Source organism: Limnochorda pilosa, assembly GCF_001544015.1.
Lineage (GTDB): Bacteria > Bacillota > Limnochordia > Limnochordales > Limnochordaceae > Limnochorda > Limnochorda pilosa.
Genome location: NZ_AP014924.1, coordinates 1,473,477 through 1,496,533, shown reverse-complemented (window position 1 = coordinate 1,496,533; position 23,057 = coordinate 1,473,477). Strand labels below are relative to the sequence as shown.

The 23,057-nt window shown below is 67.6% G+C and carries 17 protein-coding genes and 1 riboswitch; of the genes, 2 read left to right on the top strand and 15 right to left on the bottom strand.

Features of this window, described 5'->3' with window-relative positions; all coding sequences use genetic code 11:
- Nucleotides 1-14 precede the first annotated feature (14 nt).
- The 6 genes from LIP_RS06500 to sufC all read right to left on the bottom strand — a co-directional run bounded on the left by LIP_RS06500 (nt 15) and on the right by sufC (nt 5,482).
- On the bottom strand, nt 15-716 hold the full coding sequence (locus LIP_RS06500; RefSeq protein WP_068135857.1) for a response regulator: 702 nt from the start codon (nt 714-716) through the stop codon (nt 15-17).
- A gap of 100 nt (nt 717-816) precedes the next feature.
- Nucleotides 817-1,506: a response regulator gene (locus LIP_RS06495; protein WP_068135854.1), complete on the bottom strand. Its 690-nt coding sequence runs from the start codon at nt 1,504-1,506 to the stop codon at nt 817-819.
- A 69-nt stretch (nt 1,507-1,575) separates the two neighbouring features.
- On the bottom strand, nt 1,576-2,040 hold the full coding sequence (gene sufU / locus LIP_RS06490) for a Fe-S cluster assembly sulfur transfer protein SufU (RefSeq protein ID WP_068135853.1): 465 nt from the start codon (nt 2,038-2,040) through the stop codon (nt 1,576-1,578).
- Nucleotides 2,024-3,250, bottom strand: coding sequence for a cysteine desulfurase (locus LIP_RS06485; RefSeq protein ID WP_068135850.1), 1,227 nt, complete (start codon nt 3,248-3,250; stop codon nt 2,024-2,026). The genes sufU and LIP_RS06485 overlap by 17 nt, the downstream gene beginning before the upstream one ends.
- Before the next feature lie 136 nt (nt 3,251-3,386).
- On the bottom strand, nt 3,387-4,724 hold the full coding sequence (gene sufD / locus LIP_RS06480; protein WP_068135848.1) for a Fe-S cluster assembly protein SufD: 1,338 nt from the start codon (nt 4,722-4,724) through the stop codon (nt 3,387-3,389).
- A 2-nt stretch (nt 4,725-4,726) separates the two neighbouring features.
- A complete protein-coding gene (gene sufC / locus LIP_RS06475) occupies nt 4,727-5,482 on the bottom strand; it encodes a Fe-S cluster assembly ATPase SufC (RefSeq protein WP_068135845.1) in 756 nt (251 codons plus the stop codon).
- Nucleotides 5,483-5,781: 299 nt separating this feature from the next.
- On the opposite strand from sufC, the gene LIP_RS06470 reads away from it, so the two are divergent.
- Nucleotides 5,782-10,320, top strand: a complete 4,539-nt coding sequence (locus tag LIP_RS06470; protein ID WP_068135841.1) for a glutamate synthase-related protein — start codon at nt 5,782-5,784, stop codon at nt 10,318-10,320.
- Between the two features lie 65 nt (nt 10,321-10,385).
- On the opposite strand, the gene LIP_RS06465 is transcribed toward LIP_RS06470, so the two are convergent.
- The 7 genes from LIP_RS06465 to LIP_RS06450 form a co-directional block, all read right to left on the bottom strand.
- Nucleotides 10,386-10,841 carry a DUF420 domain-containing protein gene (locus tag LIP_RS06465; protein ID WP_068135838.1) on the bottom strand — a complete coding sequence of 152 codons (456 nt, stop codon included), beginning with the start codon at nt 10,839-10,841 and terminating at the stop codon, nt 10,386-10,388.
- A 179-nt stretch (nt 10,842-11,020) separates the two neighbouring features.
- Nucleotides 11,021-11,170: an RHS repeat domain-containing protein gene (locus tag LIP_RS18880; protein ID WP_158509578.1), complete on the bottom strand. Its 150-nt coding sequence runs from the start codon at nt 11,168-11,170 to the stop codon at nt 11,021-11,023.
- A 165-nt stretch (nt 11,171-11,335) separates the two neighbouring features.
- Nucleotides 11,336-11,929: a hypothetical protein gene (locus LIP_RS18460; RefSeq protein ID WP_144440373.1), complete on the bottom strand. Its 594-nt coding sequence runs from the start codon at nt 11,927-11,929 to the stop codon at nt 11,336-11,338.
- Nucleotides 11,926-12,948: an RHS repeat-associated core domain-containing protein gene (locus tag LIP_RS06460; protein ID WP_068135835.1), complete on the bottom strand. Its 1,023-nt coding sequence runs from the start codon at nt 12,946-12,948 to the stop codon at nt 11,926-11,928. The genes LIP_RS18460 and LIP_RS06460 overlap by 4 nt, the downstream gene beginning before the upstream one ends.
- Before the next feature lie 232 nt (nt 12,949-13,180).
- Nucleotides 13,181-14,509, bottom strand: coding sequence for a hypothetical protein (locus tag LIP_RS06455; protein WP_158509575.1), 1,329 nt, complete (start codon nt 14,507-14,509; stop codon nt 13,181-13,183).
- A gap of 811 nt (nt 14,510-15,320) precedes the next feature.
- Nucleotides 15,321-16,229, bottom strand: a complete 909-nt coding sequence (locus LIP_RS17685; protein WP_158509574.1) for an RHS repeat-associated core domain-containing protein — start codon at nt 16,227-16,229, stop codon at nt 15,321-15,323.
- Nucleotides 16,148-19,651: a DUF6531 domain-containing protein gene (locus LIP_RS06450; RefSeq protein WP_068135829.1), complete on the bottom strand. Its 3,504-nt coding sequence runs from the start codon at nt 19,649-19,651 to the stop codon at nt 16,148-16,150. Before LIP_RS06450 ends, LIP_RS17685 begins: the two co-directional genes overlap by 82 nt.
- Between LIP_RS06450 and LIP_RS18875 the strand changes: the two genes are divergently transcribed.
- Nucleotides 19,631-20,083, top strand: coding sequence for a hypothetical protein (locus tag LIP_RS18875; protein ID WP_158509573.1), 453 nt, complete (start codon nt 19,631-19,633; stop codon nt 20,081-20,083). The genes LIP_RS06450 and LIP_RS18875 overlap by 21 nt on opposite strands.
- Nucleotides 20,084-20,145: 62 nt before the next feature.
- Here the strand turns inward: LIP_RS18875 and LIP_RS17675 are convergent, their stop codons facing one another.
- Entirely contained in the window at nt 20,146-21,243 is a 1,098-nt protein-coding gene (locus LIP_RS17675; protein ID WP_082725954.1) for a carboxypeptidase-like regulatory domain-containing protein, read from the bottom strand.
- A gap of 3 nt (nt 21,244-21,246) precedes the next feature.
- Entirely contained in the window at nt 21,247-22,314 is a 1,068-nt protein-coding gene (locus LIP_RS06435) for a type II secretion system protein GspD (protein ID WP_144440372.1), read from the bottom strand.
- Between the two features lie 642 nt (nt 22,315-22,956).
- Nucleotides 22,957-23,056: riboswitch (TPP riboswitch) on the top strand.
- Nucleotide 23,057 lies beyond the last annotated feature (1 nt).

The following is a 23,057-nucleotide window of genomic DNA, read 5'->3' as shown; positions in this document are numbered from 1 at the left end:
CGGCCCGCCTGTGCTCACCGGCGGAGGTGCACCTCGTCCTCGTCGGGGAGCAGGCCGTGCTGAATGGCGTAGGTCACCGCCTGCGCCCGGTTCCTGAGCCCCAGCTTGGCCAGGATGTTGCGCAGGTGGTTCTTCACCGTGTTGGAGGAGATGTGCAGCTCGAGGCCGATGTCCTCGTTGGTGGCGCCGCGGCTCACCAGCCGGACCACCTCCAGCTCCCGGTCCGTGAGCCTGCGGTGCCCGCCGGACGAGGCGGAAGGGGCTGCCGCGGGGGCCGACGAGCCCGAGCCGGGGCGGAAGCCCCGCATGAGCTGGGCGGTGAGGCTGCCCGAGATGGGGATCTCCCCCTTGAAGGCCCTGCGGATGAAGCTGAAGAACAGCTCCGCGTTCAGGTCCTTCAGCAGGTACCCCTGGGCGCCGGCCTCCAGGGCGGCCAGGAGGTCCGACTCCTTCTCCGAGTAGGTCAGCATCAGCACCCGTGCGTCGGGCATCTGCGCCCTGAGGCGCCGGGTGGCCTCGATGCCCCCGATGCCTGGCATCTGCAGGTCCATGAGCACCACGTCGGGGTGGCACTCGGCGCATACCCGCAGCGCTTCTTCGCCCGAGGCGGCCTCCCCCACCACCTCCATGTCGGCCTGGGTGGAGACCAAGCTGGCGATCCCCCTGCGGACGAGCTCGTGATCGTCGACCAGACACAACCGGATCGTATGCTCCATGTGCGCCACCTACCCTCTCCTACCCCATTATCGCAGACCGGGTTGGTGCGCCGCGAGGGTGGATCCTCCTACCGAAGGGGGACAAACGTCCCAGAGCCGCTCACCGGCGCTCGCCGGCGCCTGGCCCGATCCAGCCCTGGCGGAGGGCGTAGGCGGCCGCCTGGGTACGGTTGTTCATGTGGAGCTTGCTCAACACGTTGCGCAGGTGATTCCGGACGGTGTTCTCGGAGATGTGGAGCTCATCGGCGATCTGCTGGTTGGTGGCGCCCTGGCTCACCAGCTCCAGCACCTCCCGCTCGCGGGCCGTCAGCGTCTCGGCGGGAGCCGGGGGCAAAGCCCCGTGCGCGGGACGCCCCGCGCGGCGACCCGCCAGCTCGTGCAGGATCTTGGCGGCCATGACCCCCGAGATGGGCACCTCGCCGCGGAAGACCCGGCGCAAGAAGCTGAAGAAGGTGGCGGTCTCCAGGTCCTTGAGGAGGTAGCCTTCGGCGCCGGCCTTCACCGCCTCGAAGAGGTTCTCCTCCTCCTCGGAGTAGGTGAGCATCACCACCCGCACGGTCGGCCAGCGGGCCTTGATGCGCCGGGTGGCCTCGATGCCGTCCATGGCGGGCATGCGGATGTCCATGAGCACCAGGTCGGGCCGGGCCTCCTCCAGGCGCTCCAGCGCCTCGGCCCCGTCGGCCGCCTCGCCCACCACGTCGAAGTCCGGCTGGGTGCGGAGGAGCGAGGTGAGACCCTCCCGAACCAGGGTGTGGTCGTCCACCAGGAAGATTCGGATCGCCTGCTCCATCCGGTCACCGTCCCTTCGCGTCCCGGCGGGCCGCCCTGGGGGCACCGCCGGCTCGGGGCCGCGCGCCGATCAGCTCGGGTCGCCTCCGTGCCGGACCTGGTCGATGCTCCGCTCCAGGGCCTCCCAGGCCAGCACGGCACACTTCACCCGGACCGGGAACCGGCTCACGCCCTGGAGCGCCACCAAGTCGCCCAGCCGCTCGTCCTGCGCGGCCTCGGCGTCCCCCCGGACCATCTGGCGGAAGCGCTCGGCCAGCCCGAGCGCCTCGTCCAAGGAGAGCCCCCGCACCCGCTCGGTCATCATCGAGGCCGACGCCTGGCTGATGGAACACCCCCGCCCCTCGAAGCGGACCTCTTCCACCCGCTGGTCCGGGCTCACCTTGAGGAAGAGCTCGATCCGGTCGCCGCACGAGGGGTTGTTCAGGCGGACGGCGGCGCCGGCGTCCGCGAGCATCCCCCTGTTGCGGGGATGCTGGGAGTGCTGCAGGATGACCTCCCGGTAGAGGGCCTCCAGCGGGTTACCGTTCGACGACATGGCCGAAGAACTCCTTTGCGTGCTCCAGCGCCCGGGCGAGGACGTCGATCTCGTCCCGGGTGGTGTACACGTAGAAGCTCGCCCGCGCGGTGGCGGGTACGTCCAGCCACCGGGTGAGGGGCTGGGCACAGTGGTGGCCCACCCGAATGGCGATCCCCTCCTGGTCCAACACGGTGGAGAGGTCGTGGGGATGCAGCTCGCCCAGATTGAAGGCGATCACGCCGCCCCTGGGGGGCTCTGGGCCGTAGATCTGCACCCCATCCACCTCTCTGAGGACCTTCAGGGCATGGCGCACCAGATCCTGCTCGTGCCGGAAGACCTCGTCCATGCCCAGGCCCTCCAGGAAGTCCACAGCCGCCCCCAGCCCGATCGCACCCACCACGTGGGGCGTGCCGCCCTCGAACTTGTAGGGCAGCTCCTGCCAGGTGGAGCACTCCAGCTCCGCCTCGGAGATCATCTCGCCTCCGGCCAGGAAGGGATCCATCCGCTCCAGGAGCTCCCGCTTGCCGTAGAGGACGCCGATGCCCATGGGTCCCAGCATCTTGTGCCCCGAAAAGGCCAGGAAGTCACAGTCCAGGGCCTGCACGTCCACGGGCATGTGGGGCACGCTCTGGGCCCCGTCCACCAGCACGGGAACACCCTGCCGGTGGGCTGCGGCCGCGATGTCGCCCACGGGGTTGATGGTGCCGAGCACGTTGGAGACGTGGGTGACGGCCACCAGACGGGTGCGGGGACCCAGGAGGCGGTCCATCTGGGAGAGGTCCAGGGTCCCGTCCGGCAGGAGCGGGATGAAGCGCAGCCGGGCTCCGGTGCGGCGGGCCGCGAGCTGCCAGGGCACCAGGTTGCTGTGGTGCTCCATGGGGGTGAGGAGGATCTCGTCGCCCTCGGCCAGGCGGGAGCCGTAGCTGTACGCCACCAGGTTGATGGCCTCGGTGGCGTTGTTGACGAAGACCAACTGCTCCGGGGCCGGCGCGTGGATGAACCGGGCCACCTTCGCCCGGGCCTCCTCCATGGCCTCGGTGGCCCGCTCCGAGAGGGTGTGGATACCCCGGTGGACGTTGGCGTTGTACTCCCGGTAGTAGCGATCGACGGCCTCGATCACGGCCAGCGGTTTCTGGGAGGTGGCCGCCGAGTCCAGGTAGACCAGGGGGTGGCCGTTCACCTCCTGGCTCAGGATGGGAAACTGTCGCCGAACTGCCTCCACGTCCATAGGCCACCGCCCTCTTCGCGCCATGGAAGTACCCCCGCCGTACCCGGTAACCGCCGCGACCGCCGGACGCGCCCCCAGGACGCACCCGGCGGGCGCGCCCCGTGCCGGGCCCTCCGGGCGCGGCACCCGACCGCTCTTACTGCAACTTCTGCGCGATCAGCCGGCTGAGGCTCGCCCGTGCCGCCTCCACCGGGATCTCCCGCAGCAACGTCTCGAAGAACCCGCTCACGATCAGCGCCAGGGCCTGCTTCTCGGTGAGCCCTCGGCTTCGCAGGTAGAAGACCTGCTCGGGGTCCACCTGTCCCGACGTGGCGCCGTGCCCGGCCCGCACGTCGTCCTCGTCCACCTCCACGCTGGGCTCCGCGTCGGCCCGGGCCTGGGGGCTCAGCAGGAGGTTGTCTTCGTGCTGCTGCGAGTTGCTCCCTTTCGCGCCCCGGTGGATGTAGCTCTTCCCCTGGTAGATGCTCCGGGCGCGATCGGTGAGGACGCCCCGGCCCTGCATGTCGGCGTCGGTCTGGCGCCCCCAGTGGTCCACGAAGGTATAGACGTCCATGTACTGGTCCCCGCCGCCGAAGAAGACCAGCACGTGCCGGGCCTGGCTGCCGTCGCCCTCAAGCCGGGTCTCGAACCGGGAGAGGGTGGTGCGGCCCCCGAACTCCCCCACCGTCCAGTGGACCTGGGCGTCCCGTTCCAGCCAGGCACGCCTCAGGGTGATGTTCGTCGTGCGCCGTCCCCAGTCCTGGAAGGTGGCGAAGGTGATGCCGGCGCCTTCCTGCGCGATGAGCTCCACCGCGCCCAGGTGGAGCCGCTCCGCGGCGTCGGACGAGGCGCTGCCCTCCACCACCAGCACCCGGCTGTTGGGGGCCGCCACCACCAGGGTGTGCGGGAAGAGGTACGCCTCGCCGTCGATGGCGTGCTGGAAGACCTGGATGGGCAGCGCCACCTCCACGCCGGCGGGGACGTAGATGAAGCGGCCGCCGGCCCAGAGCGCGCCGTGCAGGGCCTCGAACTTGCCCTGCTGGGGCGTGACCGCCCGGGTCATGAAGTGGTCCCGCACCAGCTCCTCCGCCTCGCGCAGCGCCTGGTCCATCTCCAGGAGGAGCACCCCCTGGCGGGCCAGCTCATCCTTCAGGCGGCGCCGGGCGATCTTGCCGCCCAGGTGCACCAAGAGGCCCGAGAGCTCTGCGTCCGCCCCCAGGAAGGGCGCCACCGCCTCCAGCTGGGACGCCTCCAGGGACTCCCGTTCGCCACCAGGAGCCACCGCCCCGTCGCCCTGGGCCCTGCCGTTGACGTGAAAGCCCTCCAGCGGCAGCTCCTTCAGGTGGGTCCAGCGGCCCCTGGGCCAGCCGCGGCCCGAGAAGGCGTCCAGGGCCTTCAGGCGCCGATCGCGCATCCATGCCGGCTCGCCCCTCATCTCGGAGAGGGCGGCCACCTGCTCGCGGGTGACGGGCGGATGGGTGCTGACCTCGGCCATGGCTACGCCCCGACCTCCTGCCGCAGCCAGTCGTAGCCCTTCGCCTCGAGCTCGTCGGCGAGCTCGGCCCCACCGGAACGGACGATGCGGCCGCTCATCATCACGTGCACCCGGTCGGGCTTCAGGTAGCGGAGGATGCGCTGGTAGTGGGTGATCACCAGGGCACCGAACTCGGGCCCCTTGAGGGAGTTGACACCCCGGGCGACGACCTGCAGCGCGTCGATATCGAGCCCTGAGTCGGTCTCGTCCAGGATGGCCAGCTTGGGCTCCAGCATGGCGAGCTGCAGGATCTCGTTCCGCTTCTTCTCGCCGCCGGAGAACCCCTCGTTCAGGTAGCGGCCGGCGTAGCTCTCGTCCATCTCCAGAAGCTCCAGCTTGGAGAGCATCTTCTTCTGGAAGTCCAGGAGGGAGATCTCGCGGCCGGGCCCGCGTACGGCGTTCATGGCAGTCTTGATGAAGTTGGCCACGGTGACGCCGGAGACCTCGCTGGGATACTGGAACGACAGGAAGAGGCCCGCCCGGGCCCGCTCGTCCGGGCTCATGGCAAGCACGTCCTCACCGTTGAAGAGGACACGTCCCCCGGTGACCTCGTAGTGCGGGTGGCCCATGAGGGCGAAGGCCAGCGTGGTCTTCCCCGAGCCGTTGGGCCCCATGAGAGCATGCAGCTCGCCGCCCCGCACCTCGAGGGAGACCCCCTTCAGGATCTCGGTGCCTTCGACTGCTACGTGCAGGTCCTCCACCTGGAGTGTGACAGCCAAGTCCCGTCCACCTTTCCGTCCGCCCCGGCCGCTCCTGGGTGGCGGCGCGGCAATCCCGACTGAAATAGTTGACTTTCTTTCCCGACCCAGTATAGCACCGGCGGGCGCGGTGTCAAGGGCAGGTCCGACCCCCGGCCCGCCCCGCCGCCCCGGCGTCGTGCGGAGATCGCAATTGTATACTCATGAAACCCGTTCCCCAACACCTTCCGCTACCGGTCCTCCTGTGGTAGAATAACCGCCAATCCAACATCACACCTCGCGGCACGAATCTTTATGCACCAGGGAAGGGGGCCGGCGCGGTGAGGCTTCCCGACGAGTACGACGCCTGTGGGCTGGTCGCCCTGGTGGAGCGGGGCACGCCCACCCACGAGAACCTGCAGGAGACCCTGCGCATCCTGGTCCACCTCTCCCACCGGGCCGGGTCCATCGACGGCGAAGGGGACGGGAGCGGCGTGCTCACCGACCTGCCGGTGGAGCTCTGGGCCCAGCGGCTCGGGGTCGCCCCGACCACCCTGCGAGGGACCGGCTTCTTCGTTGGCCACTTCTTTTTACCCCAAGCGGGTCAGGATTGGTCCCGCCGGGTCACGGAGGTGCTCGCGGCCGCCGGGGCGCAGATCCTGTGGTCCGAGGCGGGCCTCACCGACTCCGGCGCCCTCGGCCCCCGCGCCCGTCGCGACGAGCCGCTCTTCTGGCAGATCGCAGGCCGCCTGCCGGGCCGGGAGCCGGACCGCCGCCTCTTCGAGCTGGGCGTGGAGCTGGAGGGGCAGCTCCCCATCCACCTCCTCTCCCTCAGCCGGCACACCGCCGTCTACAAGGTGATGGGGAGCGCGAGCAGCCTCGGCAGCTACTTCGGGGACCTGCAGGACCCCCTCTTCCGCACCCGGACCGCCATCGGGCACAACCGGTACTCGACCAACACGGCGGCCAACTTCCACCGGGTTCAGCCCTTCTCGCGGGTGGCCCACAACGGCGAGATCAACACCGTGCACCGGCTCCAGGAGGAAGCCCGGCTGCTGGGCGTGCCCCTGGTGGAGGGTGCGAGCGACAGCCAGGACCTGAACCGGGTCCTGGGCGCGCTCCTGCACCGGTTCGACCTCGATCTGGCCGAGGCGCTCGAGATGCTCTTCCCGCCCATCCTCAACGAGATGCACCGGATGCCCGGCGAGCTGCAGGACCTCTTCGTCTTCTACCGCCACGCCTTCGGCCCCCTGGCGCAGGGCCCCGCGGCCATCCTGGCCCGGGAGGGCGCCTGGCTGGGAGCCTCCGTGGACGCCCTAGGGCTCCGGCCGCTCTGGCTCCTGGAGACGCCGGGTCGCATCCTCCTCAGCTCCGAGCAGGGTGTGGTCCCCACCCGGGAGCTGACGGTCGAGCCGCGGCCCCTGGCTCCCGGCGAGAAGCTGGTGATCCGCCTGGATGGCGGGGAGGTCTGCCTCCTGGACCAGCCGGCCGTGGAGCAGCACTGCCTCGCCCGGGCGCGGGAACGGGGCCTGCCCCTGGAGGGCGGACGCCGCTACCTGCGGGCCGCCTTTCCGCCACCGGGTGCCGAAGCGGTCGGGGCCGGCTCACCCGCGGCCCACGCGATGCCCCCGCTTCCGCCGCCAGGGGAGCTGGAACGCCTGCAGGCCCTCTTCGGCTTCAGCGACGACGACCTGGACGTGCTGGAGGCCATGGTTCAGACGGGGAACGAGCCCATCGGCTCCCTGGGGTACGACGGGCCGCTGGCCGCGCTCTCCCGGGAACCCGTCAACCTGGCGGACTTCTTCAAGGAGAGCGTCGCGGTGGTGACCAACCCCGCCATCGACCGGGAGCGCGAGATCGAGCACTTCTCCACCCGCACCCTCCTGGGCGCCCGGCCCCTCCCCGACGGGCGCGGCCGTGGGCCGCTGGTGGAGCTGCGGATCCCCCTCGTCCTCCCCGAAGGCGCCGGCCCCGACCCGGACCGCTGGCACCGGGCGGCCGTCCAGTGGGGGACCCTGACCGAGGCCGGGCTCGAGCGGGCCGTCCGCTCCGCAGGCGGCCGCACGGTGCGGCTCCCCTTCGGCCTGGGGCCCGGCCAGGGGGTGCGCCGCTGCCTGGACGCCCTGGCCCGGCAGGCCGTGCGGGAGGCGCGGGGCGGCGCCGCCCTCCTGATCCTGGACGACCGGACCCGGGTCCCCGGCGAGGCCGCGCCGCTGGACCCCCACCTGGTACTGGCCTGGGTGGACCGGGCCCTCCGCCAGGCCCGCCGGGGCGAGGCGAGCCTCCGCCGGCAAGTGGGCCTGGTGCTCGCCTCGGGGGCGCTGCGCAACCTGCACGACGTGATGCTCGCCCTCACCCTGGGGGCCGACGCGGTGGTGCCCTATCTCCTCTGGGCCGCGGCGGCGACCGCGCCCGAGGGCCCGGCGAACCTGCTGGGCGCGCTGCAGAAGGGCATGGAGAAGGTCATCTCCACCATCGGCATCCACGAGCTGCGGGGGTACCACCGGCTGGTGTCGGCCATCGGGTTGGACCGGGAGCTGGCCGGGATCTTCGACGTGCCGGCCTTCGCGGGCGGCGAGGCTTCGGGCCGCGGTCTCGAGGGCGTGGCCCGTGACGCCTTGGCTCGCTGGGAGGAGTACCGGGCTTCGCAGAAGACCCGCCCCGGCCGCACCTACCACATCTACCCCAAGCTGTGGAAGCTGGCCGCCCAGGCGGCCGCGGGCGCCGAGCCCTACCAGGCCTACGAGGCGCGGGTGCGGGAGCTGGAGCTCGAGCAGCCCGTGAGCCTCCGCCACCTGCTGGACGTGCGCACCCCGGAGCCCACACCTGAGGGCCTGCCCCATCCGGCGGTTCTGGCCGTGGGACGGCACGCGCTCCCCTTCGTCATCAGCTCCATGTCCTTCGGCTCCCAGAACGAGGTGGCCTACCGGGCGTACGCCGAAGCCGCCTACCGGCTCAACATCCTGGCCTTCAACGGCGAGGGCGGCGAGATTCCGGACCTGATCGGCCGCTACCCCGAGAACCGGGGCATCCAGCTGGCCTCGGGGCGCTTCGGCGTCAACGTGGAGATGGTGAACGGCGCCCGCTACCTGGAGATCAAGATCGGCCAGGGTGCCAAGCCCGGCGAGGGGGGCCACCTGCCGGGGACCAAGGTCTCCGCCAAGGTGGCGGCGGCCCGGCGGGCCCGGCCCGGGGTGGACTTGATCTCGCCCTCCAACAACCACGACCTCTACTCCATCGAGGACCTGGCCCAGTTCATCGAGGAGCTGAAGACGACCAACCCCCGGGTGCACGTGGGGGTGAAGGTGCCCGTGGTGCCCGGCATCGGCACCATCGCGGTCGGCATCGCCAAGGCCGGGGCCGACATGGTGGTCCTGAGCGGCTTCGACGGGGGCACCGGCGCCGCCCGGCGGCACGCCCTGCGCCACGTGGGGCTGCCGGTGGAGGTCGGCGTGCGGCTCGCCCACCGGGCGTTGGTGGAGGCGGGCATCCGCGACCGGGTGGAGCTCTGGGCCGACGGCGGCCTCAAGAGCGCCCAGGACGTGCTGAAGCTGATCCTCATGGGCGCGAACCGCGTCGGCTTCGGCACCTTGTCCATGGTGGCCATCGGCTGCACCATCTGCCGGGGCTGCCAGCTCGACAGCTGCCACGTGGGCATCGCCACCCAGGTGGAGGACGAGGCGGAGGCCCACCTGCGAGGCTTGAAGCGGTTCGTCCCCCGCCAGCTGGAGCCGGCCGTGGCGCACCTGGTGACCTTCTTCACCGGCATGGCCCAGGAGCTGGCTCGCCTCACGGCCGCCCTGGGCGCCGGCACCCTCCAGGAGCTGGTGGGCCGCAGTGACCTCCTGGTACAGGCCCGGGGCCGCGAGCTCGTGGACCTGACCGAGCTGGTGGAGCCCGTCCTCCCCGTGCCCGGCCCCCTGCCCTTCTCCGTGCGGGAGCGGGAGCCGGCCGTGGCCGCGGGCGCCGTGCGGCGGAACGTGCGCACCCTGGCCAACGGGCGGAGCCTGCAGCTCACCGAGGCGGTACGCTCCGGCTTCGCCGCAGGTCAGGCGCACGTGGAGCTGGAGACGGCCAGCGTCACCTGCAGCGACCGGGTGCTGGGGAGCCACCTGGCCGGGAGCCTGGCCCGCGAGCACATCTTCGGAAGCAACGGCCACGCGCGGCAGGTCTCTCTCCTCTTCAACCACGGCTCCGTGGCGGGGAACGGCTTTGCTTCCTTTAACCGGGACGGCCTCACCCTTCGCATCCACGGCGGCGCCCAGGACGGCACGGCCAAGAGCGCCTCGGGCGGGCGCGTGGTGGTGCTGAAGGTCCGGAACGACCAGGGCCAGTGGGTGGGCGGCTCGGTGGGCAAGAGCTTCGCCTACGGTGCCCAACAGGGCCTGCTCATCGTGCAGGGCGATGCCGACTCCCGCTTCTGCATCCGCCTGAGCGGCGCCGACGTGGTGGCCGCCGGCCGACCCCACGGCCCCGCGGCCCGGGGCGCCGGCATTGCGGCCCGGGCGAACCTGAAGGGCTTCGCCTTCGAGTACATGACCAACGGCCGCGCCCTGGTGCTGGGAGATCCGGGCCCGTGGATCTGCAGCGGCATGACCGGCGGCGTGGTCTACCTCCACCTGCAGCCCGAGCTGGGGCTGGTCGAGGAGGCCTTCCGGGAACGGCTGGCCAAGGGTGCAAAGGTGCGCCTGGTCCCTGCAGGCGCCGCGGACCTGGCCAACCTGCGGGATCTCCTGGGCTCCTACCACGAGGAGCTGGTGCTGAGCGGCCAGGAGGAGGAGGCCGCCCGCATCCTCACCCTGATGGAGGACCCTCTGCCCCGCTTCCTGAAGGCGGTCCCCCTGGCGGGCCAGACGGACCCGGACGTATCCACGGAGTGACCAGTGGCAGCGTCATGGTGGACGGGTGTCGCCCGCCCCCGGATCGCTCCGCCCCGGCGACTTCCTCAAGGCACGAGCATCGCCTGTAGCCCGTAGCCGGGCCTCCCCAGCCCGTAGAGCATCAGGTACGTGAGCGGGCCGCTCACCGAGACGAAGAGCCACAGAGGGTACGCCCAGCGGACCACCGCCCGGTGGCGCCCGAAGCGGCGCTGGAGCCCGAGCACCAGCGCGTAGACCACGAGCGGGGCACTGACGGTGGCGGCCCCGACATGGACCGCCAGGAGGGCCAGGTAAAGCACTCTCACGGCCGCGCTGCCCTCGAAGAGCGTGGTCCCGAAGAGATAGGCCTTGATGAGGTAGAGCGCCAGGAAGACGCCCTGCAGGACGGTGGCGATGATCATCAGGCGCCGGTGGGCGGGCACGTTCTTGTTGCGGATGAAGCGCCGCGCCCGCACGATCACCACGGCGCTGGTGGCGTTGATGAGCGCGTTGATCGAGGCCATGACAAAAGCCGTCTCCAAGGGGAGCCTCCTTCGCACCCAGTGGGGTTTGGGTTCCAGGAAGGGTTCTTGCCCCGAGTCGGGGCTCCTGCCGTTTCTTCCGACGGAGGGGTCGCGCGCGGGCCGCTGGAGCCTGCGGCCCTCGTGCCCGACTGCCCCGGCCGAGAGGTAGTGTACGGTTTTGGTAGGTGGTTTCCAGATCAGGCATCGTAGGCATAGCGCACCCAGGTGCCGTCGGGGAAGTCGACCCGGGTCAGCTGATTCCTCGAGTCGTAGGTGTAGCGGACCGTTCCCTCTCCACCCGCCCGCTCGACCACGTTGCCGTTGGCGTCGTACCGGTAGGTGACCACGCCCGCACGGAGCAGGCGGTTGAGGGTGCCGTAGGTGTAGGGGAGGATCCCCGCATCGGTCTGCAGCGGGAGCGGCTTGACGCGCCGCCCTCGTTCGCGTATGCTATCCTTGGGGTTTTGCCCGCGTGTCCAGCCCGAAGCCCGGGTTCCGCCATGACCTCCGCGTCAACGTTTCCGCTTCAACCGGCGAAGAATGACCCGGATTTCCTTCACCAGGTCCGGGTCCGTTTCTAGTTCCATCAATGCTGCCAGCGCTCGCGGGTCGCGGGAACGTTCAAGCGCACTCAAAAGTAGCAACCGACTGGACCCGTGTTGCGGGTCGCGTGCGAGCGCAATCACCTCGCCAATGGTTTGATCGTCCGCTATCGCAGCGATGGCAACGGCCAAGCCGTCCTTCGCTCGCTCGTCGTCTCGTTCGTCCCGGAAGAGCCGTGTCAGCACATCCCAGCCGAATTTTGCCTCTGGCACCGCCAACGCACGGGCAATCACCTCTCGCACATCTCCGGGATACGGACGTTGAAGATGCTCTAGCAAGATCGGAAGTGCCTTCGGATACGGAGTCGCGGTGTTCAGCAGAGATCCCACTGACTCCACCGCGAATCCCGCCGCTCGCAGTTCCTCCACTAGCGGAGCTTCGGCGCGCCGGAATTCCGCGACACGTTTCTGATGCTCTTCTTCCCTTTTGGCGCGCTGGACGACGAACTTCGGGTCAGCGTTCAACTTCGACATTAGTTCGGCAGCCGTAATCCTCTTCTTCATGGGATGTACCTCAGGCTGATAACGCCATTCGCAATATCCCGGGCGAGCGGTCCCGACAACCGCGTTGTCGGTCTCACCCACAGGTCGAACCGCAGCCCGTTGTTCTGCGCATAGGTCGCGAAGTCACGAAGTTGCTGGGTATAGCTCAACGACTGCACGTTTTCCACCTCGCTGAGAACCCTGGTCTCCCAATTGAGACCATCGGGAATCCGCGTACGCCCGGCAACCCTGATGGCCTCTTTCGGACCGATATTGGCGACTGATCTCACCGCCGCTTCGCCCGCGTGACCGACGCGAGCGACGCCAGCAGCACCCTCTGCCGCAATAGAACTCCTTACCCAGGTCCAAGCACGAGTTGCCCAGGTCAAAGCACGAGACCTAACTGCTAAGCCTCCAAAGAGGAGACTTTCTGTTACCCAATCCTCTCTGACCGAGTCATTTCTGAGGTCGTACCCCTGAGGGTAGCTCTGGGTCCGCGGTAGTATTATGTTCTGGCCTGGGTAGATACGATCAGGATCCGGGATCGCGAACGGTTGTATCCGGACGATTTCGGTATAAAGGGACGAGTCGCCGTAAATCTCCTGTGCAATGCCTGAAAGCGTGTCTCCAGGTTCGACGGTACCCCACTGCCCCGAGGGATCAACCTTGAAAAGCCCGAACGGATCGACGAAGGCAGTTGGCCTATTACCGACATACGCGTACCAGTTCAACCCATCCCGTACCGGATCCTGGCTGGTCCACCGCCCCACCTCCGGGTCGTACCAGCGCGCCCCGAAGTAGTAGAGCCCCGTCTTCGGGTCGTACTCCTTCCCCGTGAAGGCGTAGCGGTTGTACGGGCCCATCAGACCCGCCCAGACCTGCCCGAAGACCTCGTAGTAGTACTGCACCACCACCTCGCCCTTGCGGTCCGTGAGCGCCTGCACGCTCCCCAGAGCATCCGTGTGGTAGAAGAGCAGTCCTCCCCGGGTCCTGAGGAACTCCTCGTTCCCCGGCGCCTTCCGCCCGTGGAAGCCGAACATCTTCCTGGCGAGCAGCTGCCCGTTCGCGCGGTAGTACTCCGCCAGGGGCGGAAGACCCTCCCCGGGGTCCCCGCGTACTCCATCAGCACCTCGAGCCCGTCGTAGAGGTAGTGGGTGATCTCGGTCTTCTGCTTCTGTGTGTTCTGCCAGTAGCTCTCCTCCCGGTAGACCCGCCTCCCGAAGGCGTCGTAGGCGTAGCGCACCCAGGTGCCGTCGGGGAACTCGACCCGGGTCAGCTGATTTCTCGAGTCGTAGGTGTAGCGGACCGTTTTCTCCTGGTCCGCCCGCTCGACCACGTTGCCGTTGGCGTCGTACCGGTAGGTGACCACGCCCGCACGGAGCAGGCGGTTGAGGGTGCCGTAGGTGTAGGGGAGGATCCCCGCATCGGTCTGCAGCGTGAGCCGGTTGCCCACCCGATCGTAGGTGTAGCTTGCCCGTGCGAGGGGATCCGGCCAGGAGACGCCGCTTCCCGGGTCGTCCGGCCTGCCGCCCCCGGGCTTCCCTCCCCCGCCCGGAGGTTCGCTGGGAGACTGCCCTCCGGGGTCCCAGGCGCCGGCGGGATGACCTCCACCACCTCACCTTCTGGCAGGGAGGGCACGGGGGCAGGTGGAGATGGGAGGGTCGAAGCGAGCGGGTATGAGGTCGCGCCTTGCGACAGGCCCTTCCCCGGAGGGAACGTCCCGTCCTGCCAGGCCCGGATCGCCTCGATCGCCTCCAGGGGGTACTCCACCCGCACCAGGCGGTCCAGCAGGTCGTAGGCGTAGCGGGAGACCGCCCCGCCCCCCTCCCCCCGCTCGAGGGGGTTGCCCACCGCGTCGTAGCGGCACGTGTAGCGGAGGATCTCCTCGAAAGGGCTCCCGGTCACGAGGCTCGCGAGTCTTCCCGCGACGTCGTAGCCGTACCGCGTCTCCACCTGGTTCGGATGCCGCACCCGCTCCAGCCTCGCCAGGGCGTCGTAGGAGAACTCGGTCCGCTGCCCTTCGGGACCCGTGAACTGCTCGAGCCGCCCCAGGGGGTTGTACGCGTACCTGAAGACCCGTCCCTCCGGGTCGGTGAGGCTGGTGCGAAGCCCCCTCGCGTCGTAGGTATACCTGAGGGTCTTGTTGAGGGTGAGGTTCTCCACCTCGATGACCCGCCCCATCGCGTCGTAGGCGTACCGCTCGCTCAGGGCCGCGTTCGAGGCAAGAGTCATGCGGCCGGCCGCGTCGTAGGCGAAGCGCACCGTCTCGTCGGGGTAGACGATCTCGGCGAGCAGCCCGCGGGCATCGTAGGCGAAGCGGGTGGTGCGCCCGGCCAGATCGGTCCGGGTGGCGACGTTGCCGAGAGGGTCGTAGGTGTAGCGGATCCGCCCCTGAGGCGACTCCTCCTCCACGAGCTGCCCCGCGGCGTCGTAGGTCCAGCGGAAGAGGTTGCCGCCTGGGTCGACGCGACGGATCAGCCGGCCAAGAGGATCGTACTCGTACTCCATCACCCCGCCGGAGGGGTCCTCGACGCGAACCGGCCGGCCCGACGGGTCGTAGGCCAGCTCCGTGCTCCTTCCCAGCGCATCGGTGAGTTCCACGAACGACGGAAGGATGCAGCCGAGCATTGGCGAGGAAGCGGTCGATCCCCTTGGCCGCCGCGTGAAAAGAGACGGACGTGGCGCGCTCTTCAGGACGGAGCTCCTGCTGGCAAGGAAAGCCTCCAGGAGAGCGGCGAGGGTCTTCTGCTGCGCCCGATGCAAACCTTGACAAACGTGGGTGACCCATGGGAACATGGAGACCAAGAGAAGAGACCTCCCTTGGGTTTTTCGAAACGTCTTCTACAGAGGTCTCTTCTCTTTTCACTTGCCCACTCATCCCCAGCCCCCAAAGCCGTAATCGCGTGACCCGCGGCAATCATCTGGCACATTACTCCGATGTTTGCCATAAAACCGGGGGCGACTCAGGGGCATCATTGCTTTCCTCGTCTGCGCACGATACGCTCTCTCAATTTGTGATAGTTGTAACGTGCTGCTATGACCGCGCCCACAACGACTAGACCCTTAATCACTGCGTCCCATATGACTCCCCGCAATCCGTCTGTCGTTGAGTGGTAGGGGTCCAGCATAATGCGTACAATAAGAGCCAGCGAAGCTACGCAAATGGCAATTACGCCAACGGCGACTTCAGAGGGTCTCTTCATTCAACCCCGACGCTCCTTATATATCTCGTTCCCCACGGAAAGACAAGGCGCTAGTTTCCAAGTGGCGCCACGCGATCGGCTGCCTTGGCCCGTATCTAGGGGCCAGAGGCCGGACCGAGATTCCACCGAGGCAGCGTTCGCGCCCACAGTACACTGACACCTTTCTGCACTTCACCGTGATACGATCTAGACCCGGGAACGATGCGCACTCACGGCCCACTTGAGACCTGCAATCCCAGAAGGCCCCACGCAAAGCCCCACCTATCACCAGCGCCGAGTCCAGCGCTGCCACCTCCACATACCACGCACACAGCTACCTTTACACCACCCAAGGGAGCTTCGATCTTTACAACAGAAGCGTAGCCGCCAAGTCCGAGGCCGCCAAAGATCCCTGTAGTCAGGGACCTGGTAGAGTCGACAGAACCAGAGGCTTCCCCGAAGAGTCCGCCGCCGCCCTCGAGAGATAGGATGTCCAGTCTGAATCCGAAACCGCGAGCATGAATGATGGATACATTGCCACTCGCTGAAGTTCGCGTCACATCAGCTTCAACGTTTACCAAGGAGATCCTGGCGTTAGCACCGAAATGAGCTGTCGGACCCGAAGCTGCGAATGCTGGGGCATTGGCGATTTGTTGATCAATGGCGGCTCGAGTCTCCGGACCCACGATACCGTCCACGCTCAGATCGTTCACAGCCTGAAATCTCCGAACCGCTGCTTCTGTTCGTGGCCCAAAGATACCATCGATAGGCCCTACGTCAGCCGTGTAGCCGAGCCGGGACAGATCAGATTGTAGATTCTTCACCTCTTCCCCCATGGATCCATAACGCAACAGGTCCAAGGTGACGAGACCCCACAGATCGACGTAGCGAAGAGGGTTGTTGCGGACGTAGAGATACCAGTTCAGCCCATCCCTCACCGGGTCCTGGCTGGTCCACCGCCCCACCTCCGGGTCGTACCAGCGCGCTCCGAAGTAGTAGAGTCCCGTCTTCGGGTCATACTCCTTCCCCGTGAAGGCGTAGCGGTTGTACGGGCCCATCACCCCCGCCCAGACCTCGCCGAAGACCTCGTAGGAGTATTGCACCACCACCTCGCCCTTACGGTCCGTGAGCGCCTGCACGCTCCCCAAGGCGTCCGTGTGGTAGTTGAGCAGCCCCCCGCCGGTCCTGAGGAACTCCTCGTTCCCTGGCGCCTTCCGCCCGTGGAAGCCGAACATCTTCCTGGCGAGGAGCTGCCCGTTCGCGCGGTAGTACTCCGCCAGGGGCGGAAGACCCTCCCCGGGGTCCCCGCGTACTCCATCAGCACCTCGAGGCCGTCGTAGAGGTAGTGGGTGATCTCGGTCTTCTGCTTCTGTGCGTTCTGCCAGTAGCTCTCCTCCCGGTAGACCCGCCTCCCGAAGGCGTCGTAGGCATAGCGCACCCAGGTGCCGTCGGGGAAGTCGACCCGGGTCAGCTGATTCCTCGAGTCGTAGGTGTAGCGGATCGTTTTCTCCTGGTCCGCCCGCTCGACCACGTTGCCGTTGGCGTCGTACCGGTAGGTGACCACACCCGCACGGAGCAGGCGGTTGAGGGTGCCGTAGGTGTAGGGGAGGATCCCCGCATCGGTCTGCAGCGTGAGCCGGTTGCCCACCCGGTCGTAGGTGTAGCTCGCCCGTGCGAAGGGATCCGGCCAGGAGACGGCGCCTCCCGGGTCGTCCGGCCTGCCGCCCCCGGGCTTCCCTCCCTGGCCCGGAGGTTCGCTGGGAGGCTGCCTGCCCTCCGAGGTCCCAGGCGCCTGCGGGATGGCCTCCACCACCTCACCTTCCGGCAGGGAGGGCACGCGGGTAGGTGGAACCGGGAGGGTCGGAGCGAGCGGGTATGAGGTCGCGCCTTGCGACAGGCCCTTCCCCGGAGGGAACGTCCCGTCCTGCCAGGCCCGGATCGCCTCGATCGCCTCCAGGGGGTACTCCACCCGCACCAGGCGGTCCAAGAGGTCGTAGGCGTAGCGGGAGACGGCCCCGCCTCCCTCCCCCCGCTCCAGGGGGTTGCCCACCGCGTCGTAGCGGTACGTGTAGCGGAGGATCTCCTCGAAGGGGCTCCCGGTCACGAGGCTCGCGAGCCTGCCCGCGACGTCGTAGCCGTACCGCGTCTCCACCTGGTTCGGATGCCGCACCCGCTCCAACCTCGCCAGGGCGTCGTAGGAGAACTCGAACCGCTGCCCTTCGGAACCCGTGAACTGCTCGAGCCGCCCCAGGGGGTTGTACGCGTACCTGAAGACCCGTCCCTCCGGGTCGGTGAGGCTGGTGCGGAGCCCCCTCGCGTCGTAGGTGGTCCTGAGGGTCTTGTTGAGGGTGAGGTTCTGCACCTCGATGAGCCGCCCCATCGCGTCGTAGGCATACCGCTCGCTGAGGGCCGGGTTCGAGGCTAGAGTCATGCGGCCGGCCGCGTCGTAGGCGAAGCGCACCGTCTCGTCCGGGTAGACGATCTCGGTGAGCAACCCTCGGGCATCGTAGGCGAAGCGGGTGGTGCGCCCGGCCAGATCGGTCCGGGTGGCGACGTTGCCGAGAGGGTCGTAGGTGTAGCGGATCCGCCCCTGAGGCGACTCCTCCTCCACGAGCTGCCCCGCCGCGTCGTAGGTCCAGCGGAAGAGGTTGCCGCCTGGGTCCACGCGACGGATCAGCCGGCCAAGAGGATCGTACTCGTACTCCATCACCCCGCCGGAGGGGTCCTCGACGCGGACCGGCCGGCCCGACGGGTCGTAGGCCAGCTCCGTGCTCCTTCCCAGCGCATCGGTGAGCTCCCTGAGCCTGCCGAGCTCGTCGTACGCGTAGCGGGTCTTCTCCCCGGCCGGGTTGGTCGCCCGGGTCAGCCGGCCGGCCGCGTCGTACGCGTAGCGGAAGGTCCGATTCAGAGGGTCGGTCGCCGCCAGGAGCTTGCCCCCGGCGTCGTACTGGAAGCGTTGAACCTGTCCAAGGGGATCCGTGTATTGCACGACCCGCCCGAAGGGATCGTAGGACCAGGTGTAGACCGCCCCGGAGGGGTCCACGTACGAGAGGACGTGCCCATCGGCATCGTACGTGTAGCGGTGCTCGGCCCCTGTCGGCTCCTGTACCCGGAGCACGCGCCCCAGGCCGTCGTACTCGAGGCGGGTGGTCTTCCCGAGAGGATCGGTCATGGTGAGGAGGTGGCCCAGACCGTCGTAGGTGAAGCGAGTGACCGCGCCCGAGGGATCCGTGATGGACGTGACGTTCCCGTGCGCGTCGTAGGCAAACTCCGTCGTCTGTCCCTTGGAATTCGTGACGCCGCGAAGGAGGCCGCGGGTGTCGTAGGAGTACGTCGTGGTCCGGTTCAGCGGATCGGAGAGGCCGACCAGATTGCCCCGCCCGTCGTAGGTCATGCGGGTGCGGTTTCCAAGGGGGTCGACGATCTCGGTGAGCCTGTTGAAGCCGGGCTCGTACTGAAACCGGTACACCTCGCCCGACCGGCCGGTGAGCTCCACCACGTTCTTCTTCCCGTCGTACCTTGCCCGCGTCACCGCCCCGGTGGGATCGACCGTTCGAATGCGGTTGAAGCCTTCGTCGTACTCGTACTGGGTTACCTTGCCCAGGGGGTCCCGCTTCGAGGTCAGGTGGCCCTCGGCATCGAAGACATAGACCGTCGTTCCGCCTCTCGGGTCGGTGTACTCGGTGCGGTAGCCGCTGCCGCGCTGGTAGGTGAAGCGGTTGTAGAGAGAGCCATCCGGCGCGACGACCTCGACCACCCGGCCCTCGGCGTCGTACCGGTAGCTCATGCTGAAGCCGCGCGGGCCCGTGTAGCGGGTGAGGCGACCCTCCTCATCGTACTGGAAACGCCAGCGGCTCCCGATCGGGTTGATCACCTCCTTCAGGCGCCCTCTTTCATCGTAATCGTACTGCAGCCGCCTGCCGGCCGGGTCCCTGAGCTCCACCAGGAGAGACCCCTCGTAGGTGAGGTGGTACTTCCGGCCCGCTGTATCGACGATCTCCGTGAGCCGCCCCTGGCCGTCGTAGTGAAAGGCCAGGCGATTGCCGTTGGAATCGGTGATGTCCATCAGCCTGCCCGCCGTCGGCGACTGGTTGCTTCCCCGCCAGCGGGCCCAGTAACCGGCGTACCGGTACGCGATGCCGTCCTTCGTCCGCTCCGTGTACGTCCCGTCGGGGTTGCGGGCGAGGGTGTTGGAGTTGAGGACCGACGACTCGAAGTACCCGCGGTCCAGCCTGATCTCGATCAACGGGTCGCCGTCGAAGGAGCTCACCGGCACCTCGGGGTCCGGCACGAATCGGTAGTGCAGGCGGCGTCCCTGGCCGTCCCGGACGTCCATGGAGTAGTTCCAGTTCATCGTCAGCGTTCGATGGTACGTGTGGGTCCACTTCGCGCCGAGAGGCCCATCGACCGGTGAATTGGACGCGTACGTCCGCGCGAACGAGAAGGGGAGACCGGCCCCCGGAACGGTGAGGTCCGTTTGGGTCAGGATGTACTCCCCCGTCAGGGGGTTGACCGGATCGCCTGACAGGTCGTGGTTTCCTTGCTCACCCGACTCTTCCACGAGCTCTCCGGCCTCGTTACCAGGCTCTTGAGGTACGCTGCCGTCATCCTTGGTGCCGGTTCCGGCACGCCCCTCCGTCGGGTCCGTGAACCCGTCGTTGTCGTCGTCGGGGTCCTCGGCGTCGGGGGTACCGTCCCCATCCGCATCCGGCGGTGGGTCCCCGCCATCACCGTCATCGCCATCACCGTCGCCATCGCCGTTGTCGCCACCGCCGCCATCATCTCCACCGCCGCCACCATCATCTCCACCGCCGCCACCATCATCTCCACCGCCGCCACCATCATCTCCACCGCCGCCACCATCGTCGCCGCCGCTACCTCCACCGTTGTCGAAGCATTGGTTAAGGCAGAGGGGATGAACGGTCTGAGCTCTGGCCGGCGCCACCGATCGCGCCACGACGAGCAGGACTACAATCAACAGCAAGAGATGTGATAGGCGTCTCACGGTACATTCACCCTCCCTGGCATGCTCCGCTCCAGGCTTGGGACGCAGTGCTACTCATTTAGAGTGAAGTTGAACCTGGCAGCTCTCAGCCCATCCACGAGAATCTCGACGATCCATTCACCAGGAAGCTCCGCTGCGCGGTGATTCGAAACATCGATCCCCTGCCAGGTTCTGCTGATGCTGGGTGACAACGGGTATGGAAGTTCATGATAGAGACGCCCGAACGGGTCGAAGAACCGTGCGAGGATGAGGTGTTCCTCGGATCGATCTGGCCACGTTTCCCAGGCCAGCACCCGATCCTCCGTTACGTCGAACACCGACCTGGGCTTGGTGAGCTCCCCATTTCTTGCACCGCTGGTCAGAAGCATCTCCTGCGCGGTGATCACCTCCGTGCCGGGAACGTACACGGACCACCTTCGCTCCCACGGATAAGGAGACAACGCAACGAGAGTCTGATCCTGGAAAGCCGCAACGTGCCATACCAAGATCCTGCCGGTCTGTTCACTGATGTCAATAAAGGAGCTCTCGGGCTTCGAGGTTTCCTCGATGAGGACAGGTTCGTGCAGGGCGGTTCTTACCTCAATGCGGTATCGGTCTGCGCCGGGAACGGGCGCCCATCGAAAACGAACCGAGGATGACGCAGTCCACCTGGTGTAGGGTTCCGGGCTGAGGGCAACCATGTTCCGTACGAGAGCGACGGATACGTCCACCTCATCTGCCATGGAAGAGAGCTGAACGCCACGCAGTCTTGCTTGGAGGAAGGGGAGCGAATGCCCGAATGCCCGCGGAGCATGCTTACCGAGGACGACCACGTCGTACTCTCCCGGAGGTAGGCCGGGTAGGCGGAAGCGTCCGTCCGAGCCTGAGATCGACGGTAAGGTGAGGAAATCGCCAGCATCAGGGGGGTGCCCCGCTTCATGTGCCACGACCCCTACCGGCACATCGGAAATAGGCTCCCCCAGCATGTCCGTGACAGTTCCAGTAATGGTGGCGGCGTACACCATTCCCGGGAGAACACAGAGGAAGACGGCGTATCCGAGCCCCGTTTGCTGAAGCAGTCGGTACAAGCTGCGATCATGACTTCTCCGCGAGACTCGCTGTCGTCCTCGAAACCCTTTGCACTGACGTAGAGGGATGTTCTCACCCATCTTTCACACCTCCCCGATCAGGTACGGCGTCACGATGATGAAAAGCTCCGTCTCCTTCATCTCGCTCCGGAAATTGGTGAAAAGGGCCCCGAAATAGGGGATGTCGCCCAGGAGGGGGATCTTGTCCCGGTGCTCGATCTCGCGGCGCTCCAGGAGTCCTCCGATGACGATGGTCTCCCCCGAGCGGACGCGGATGGTGGTCTCCGCCTCCCGGCTGCTGGTGGTCGGGTAGCCTTCGGAGGTCGTTCCGGTGATGGAGGTCACGTCGGTCTTGATCTGGGTGGTGATCTCGCCGTCTCCGTTGTGACGCGGGGTGATCGAGAGTGTGATGCCGGCCACGATGTCCTGCTTCACCCGGAAAGACTGATCGCCGCTGACCTGGGTGACGAAGACGGGAAAGCGCTCCTCGGTCCGTACCACGGCGGGGACGCCGTCCACCGTGGCCACCCGGGGGTTGGCCAGGACCTGGGCCTTGCCCTCGCCCTTGAGGAGATCCAGGGTGGCCATGATCTCCACCGGTGTGCGGACGAAGGGCTGGAGCGGCAGGGGAACCGTTCCGTAGTACTGGCTCTCCTCGCGGAACCGAGTCGAGATCGAGGCACTCAGACTGATCCCCAGGTGCGAGGCTGCGTCCGCATGAATCTCGACGATCTGTGCGTCGATGAGGATCTGGTCGCCTGGCCGGTCCAGCTCCTCCACCAGCCGACGGAGATCCTCGAATCGCTCCAGGGAGCTGTCTAGGATGAGCCGGTTCAGCCGCTCGTCCACCTGGATGACGGTGTCGCCGTAGGGCACGAGCCGGCGGAGGGTGGAGGCGAGGTCCCTGGCGTCCGCGTAGCGGAGGGAGACGGCCTGGAAGCCGCCCACCGGGGGCGATCCCTCGTCCGGCTTCACGGCGGGCTCCGGCGTCAGCGCGATCTGGATCCTCCGCCCGTCCGGAGCCACGAATCCATGCTGGCGCGCTCCTGCGGTCAAGAGAAGGTGGACCTGCGTGGTAACCCACGGCGAGCCCTCTGCCGCAGCCACGGTCACCGCAGCCTCTTCCACGTAGCGGCTCTCGCCCGTGGGCACCAGGGGCTCCTCCGCGGGGCGTGTGCGCGGGAGGGAGAGGGTAAGCTGGTTCCGTCCCGGCCCCCAGATGACCTGATAGAAGAAGAGGCCGCGTCCGGCGATCTCGATCCACCGATCGCGATACGTAACGCGCTCTACGACACCCTCACGGACGAGCGCCTCTCCTGGAAAGTCCGGACTCGCCCCCGCGGCGGTGGCGAGCACATGGAGGATCACAAAGAATGCAGTGGCCCTAGCGAGGAGACGCCGGGCACAGGAACGCACGCAGCGCCGGACCCTCGTAGCAGCAGATCCATGCCCACAAACCAACGGTAGTGCAGCTGGATCCCGGCCGAGCAAACGACCCTCTCCTTCCCCATTAGGTAGGTCGCATGACCCCGGTGCAATCGATGACCCATGGCCCCAGATCCATGAGCCCGACCCCGAATCCAGATACCCCAGTACCTATGGTTTCGTCATGGGCGCGGGTCGGCTTGAGGGATGAAGTTCCGCAAGTCTGATCCTTGCCGCAATCGGGGGTATGCTGCGGGTAGCGAGGGCGGAGCCGTTCACCTTCGGCGGTGGTAGGACTCGGCTCGGTTATGACCTTGACACATCCCCGGACCAACGTCTACCATGAACCCAGGCCGACCCCAATCGGGTCGCAAAGCCGAGGGGTGCCCTTCGGGGCTGAGAGGGAACCACCCAACCCTTGGAACCTGATCTGGGTCATACCAGCGCAGGGACGGCTTCCATCGGTTCTT

Bases quoted from the DNA above. Each gene is read 5' to 3' on its own strand.
- LIP_RS06500 (WP_068135857.1), bottom strand. From the start codon at position 716: ATGGAGCATACGATCCGGTTGTGTCTGGTCGACGATCACGAGCTCGTC.
- LIP_RS06495 (WP_068135854.1), bottom strand. From the start codon at position 1,506: ATGGAGCAGGCGATCCGAATCTTCCTGGTGGACGACCACACCCTGGTT.
- sufU (WP_068135853.1), bottom strand. From the start codon at position 2,040: ATGTCGTCGAACGGTAACCCGCTGGAGGCCCTCTACCGGGAGGTCATC.
- LIP_RS06485 (WP_068135850.1), bottom strand. From the start codon at position 3,250: ATGGACGTGGAGGCAGTTCGGCGACAGTTTCCCATCCTGAGCCAGGAG.
- sufD (WP_068135848.1), bottom strand. From the start codon at position 4,724: ATGGCCGAGGTCAGCACCCATCCGCCCGTCACCCGCGAGCAGGTGGCC.
- LIP_RS18460 (WP_144440373.1), bottom strand. From the start codon at position 11,929: ATGAAGAAGAGGATTACGGCTGCCGAACTAATGTCGAAGTTGAACGCT.
- LIP_RS06460 (WP_068135835.1), bottom strand. From the start codon at position 12,948: ATGTTCGGCTTCCACGGGCGGAAGGCGCCGGGGAACGAGGAGTTCCTC.
- LIP_RS17675 (WP_082725954.1), bottom strand. From the start codon at position 21,243: ATGGGTGAGAACATCCCTCTACGTCAGTGCAAAGGGTTTCGAGGACGA.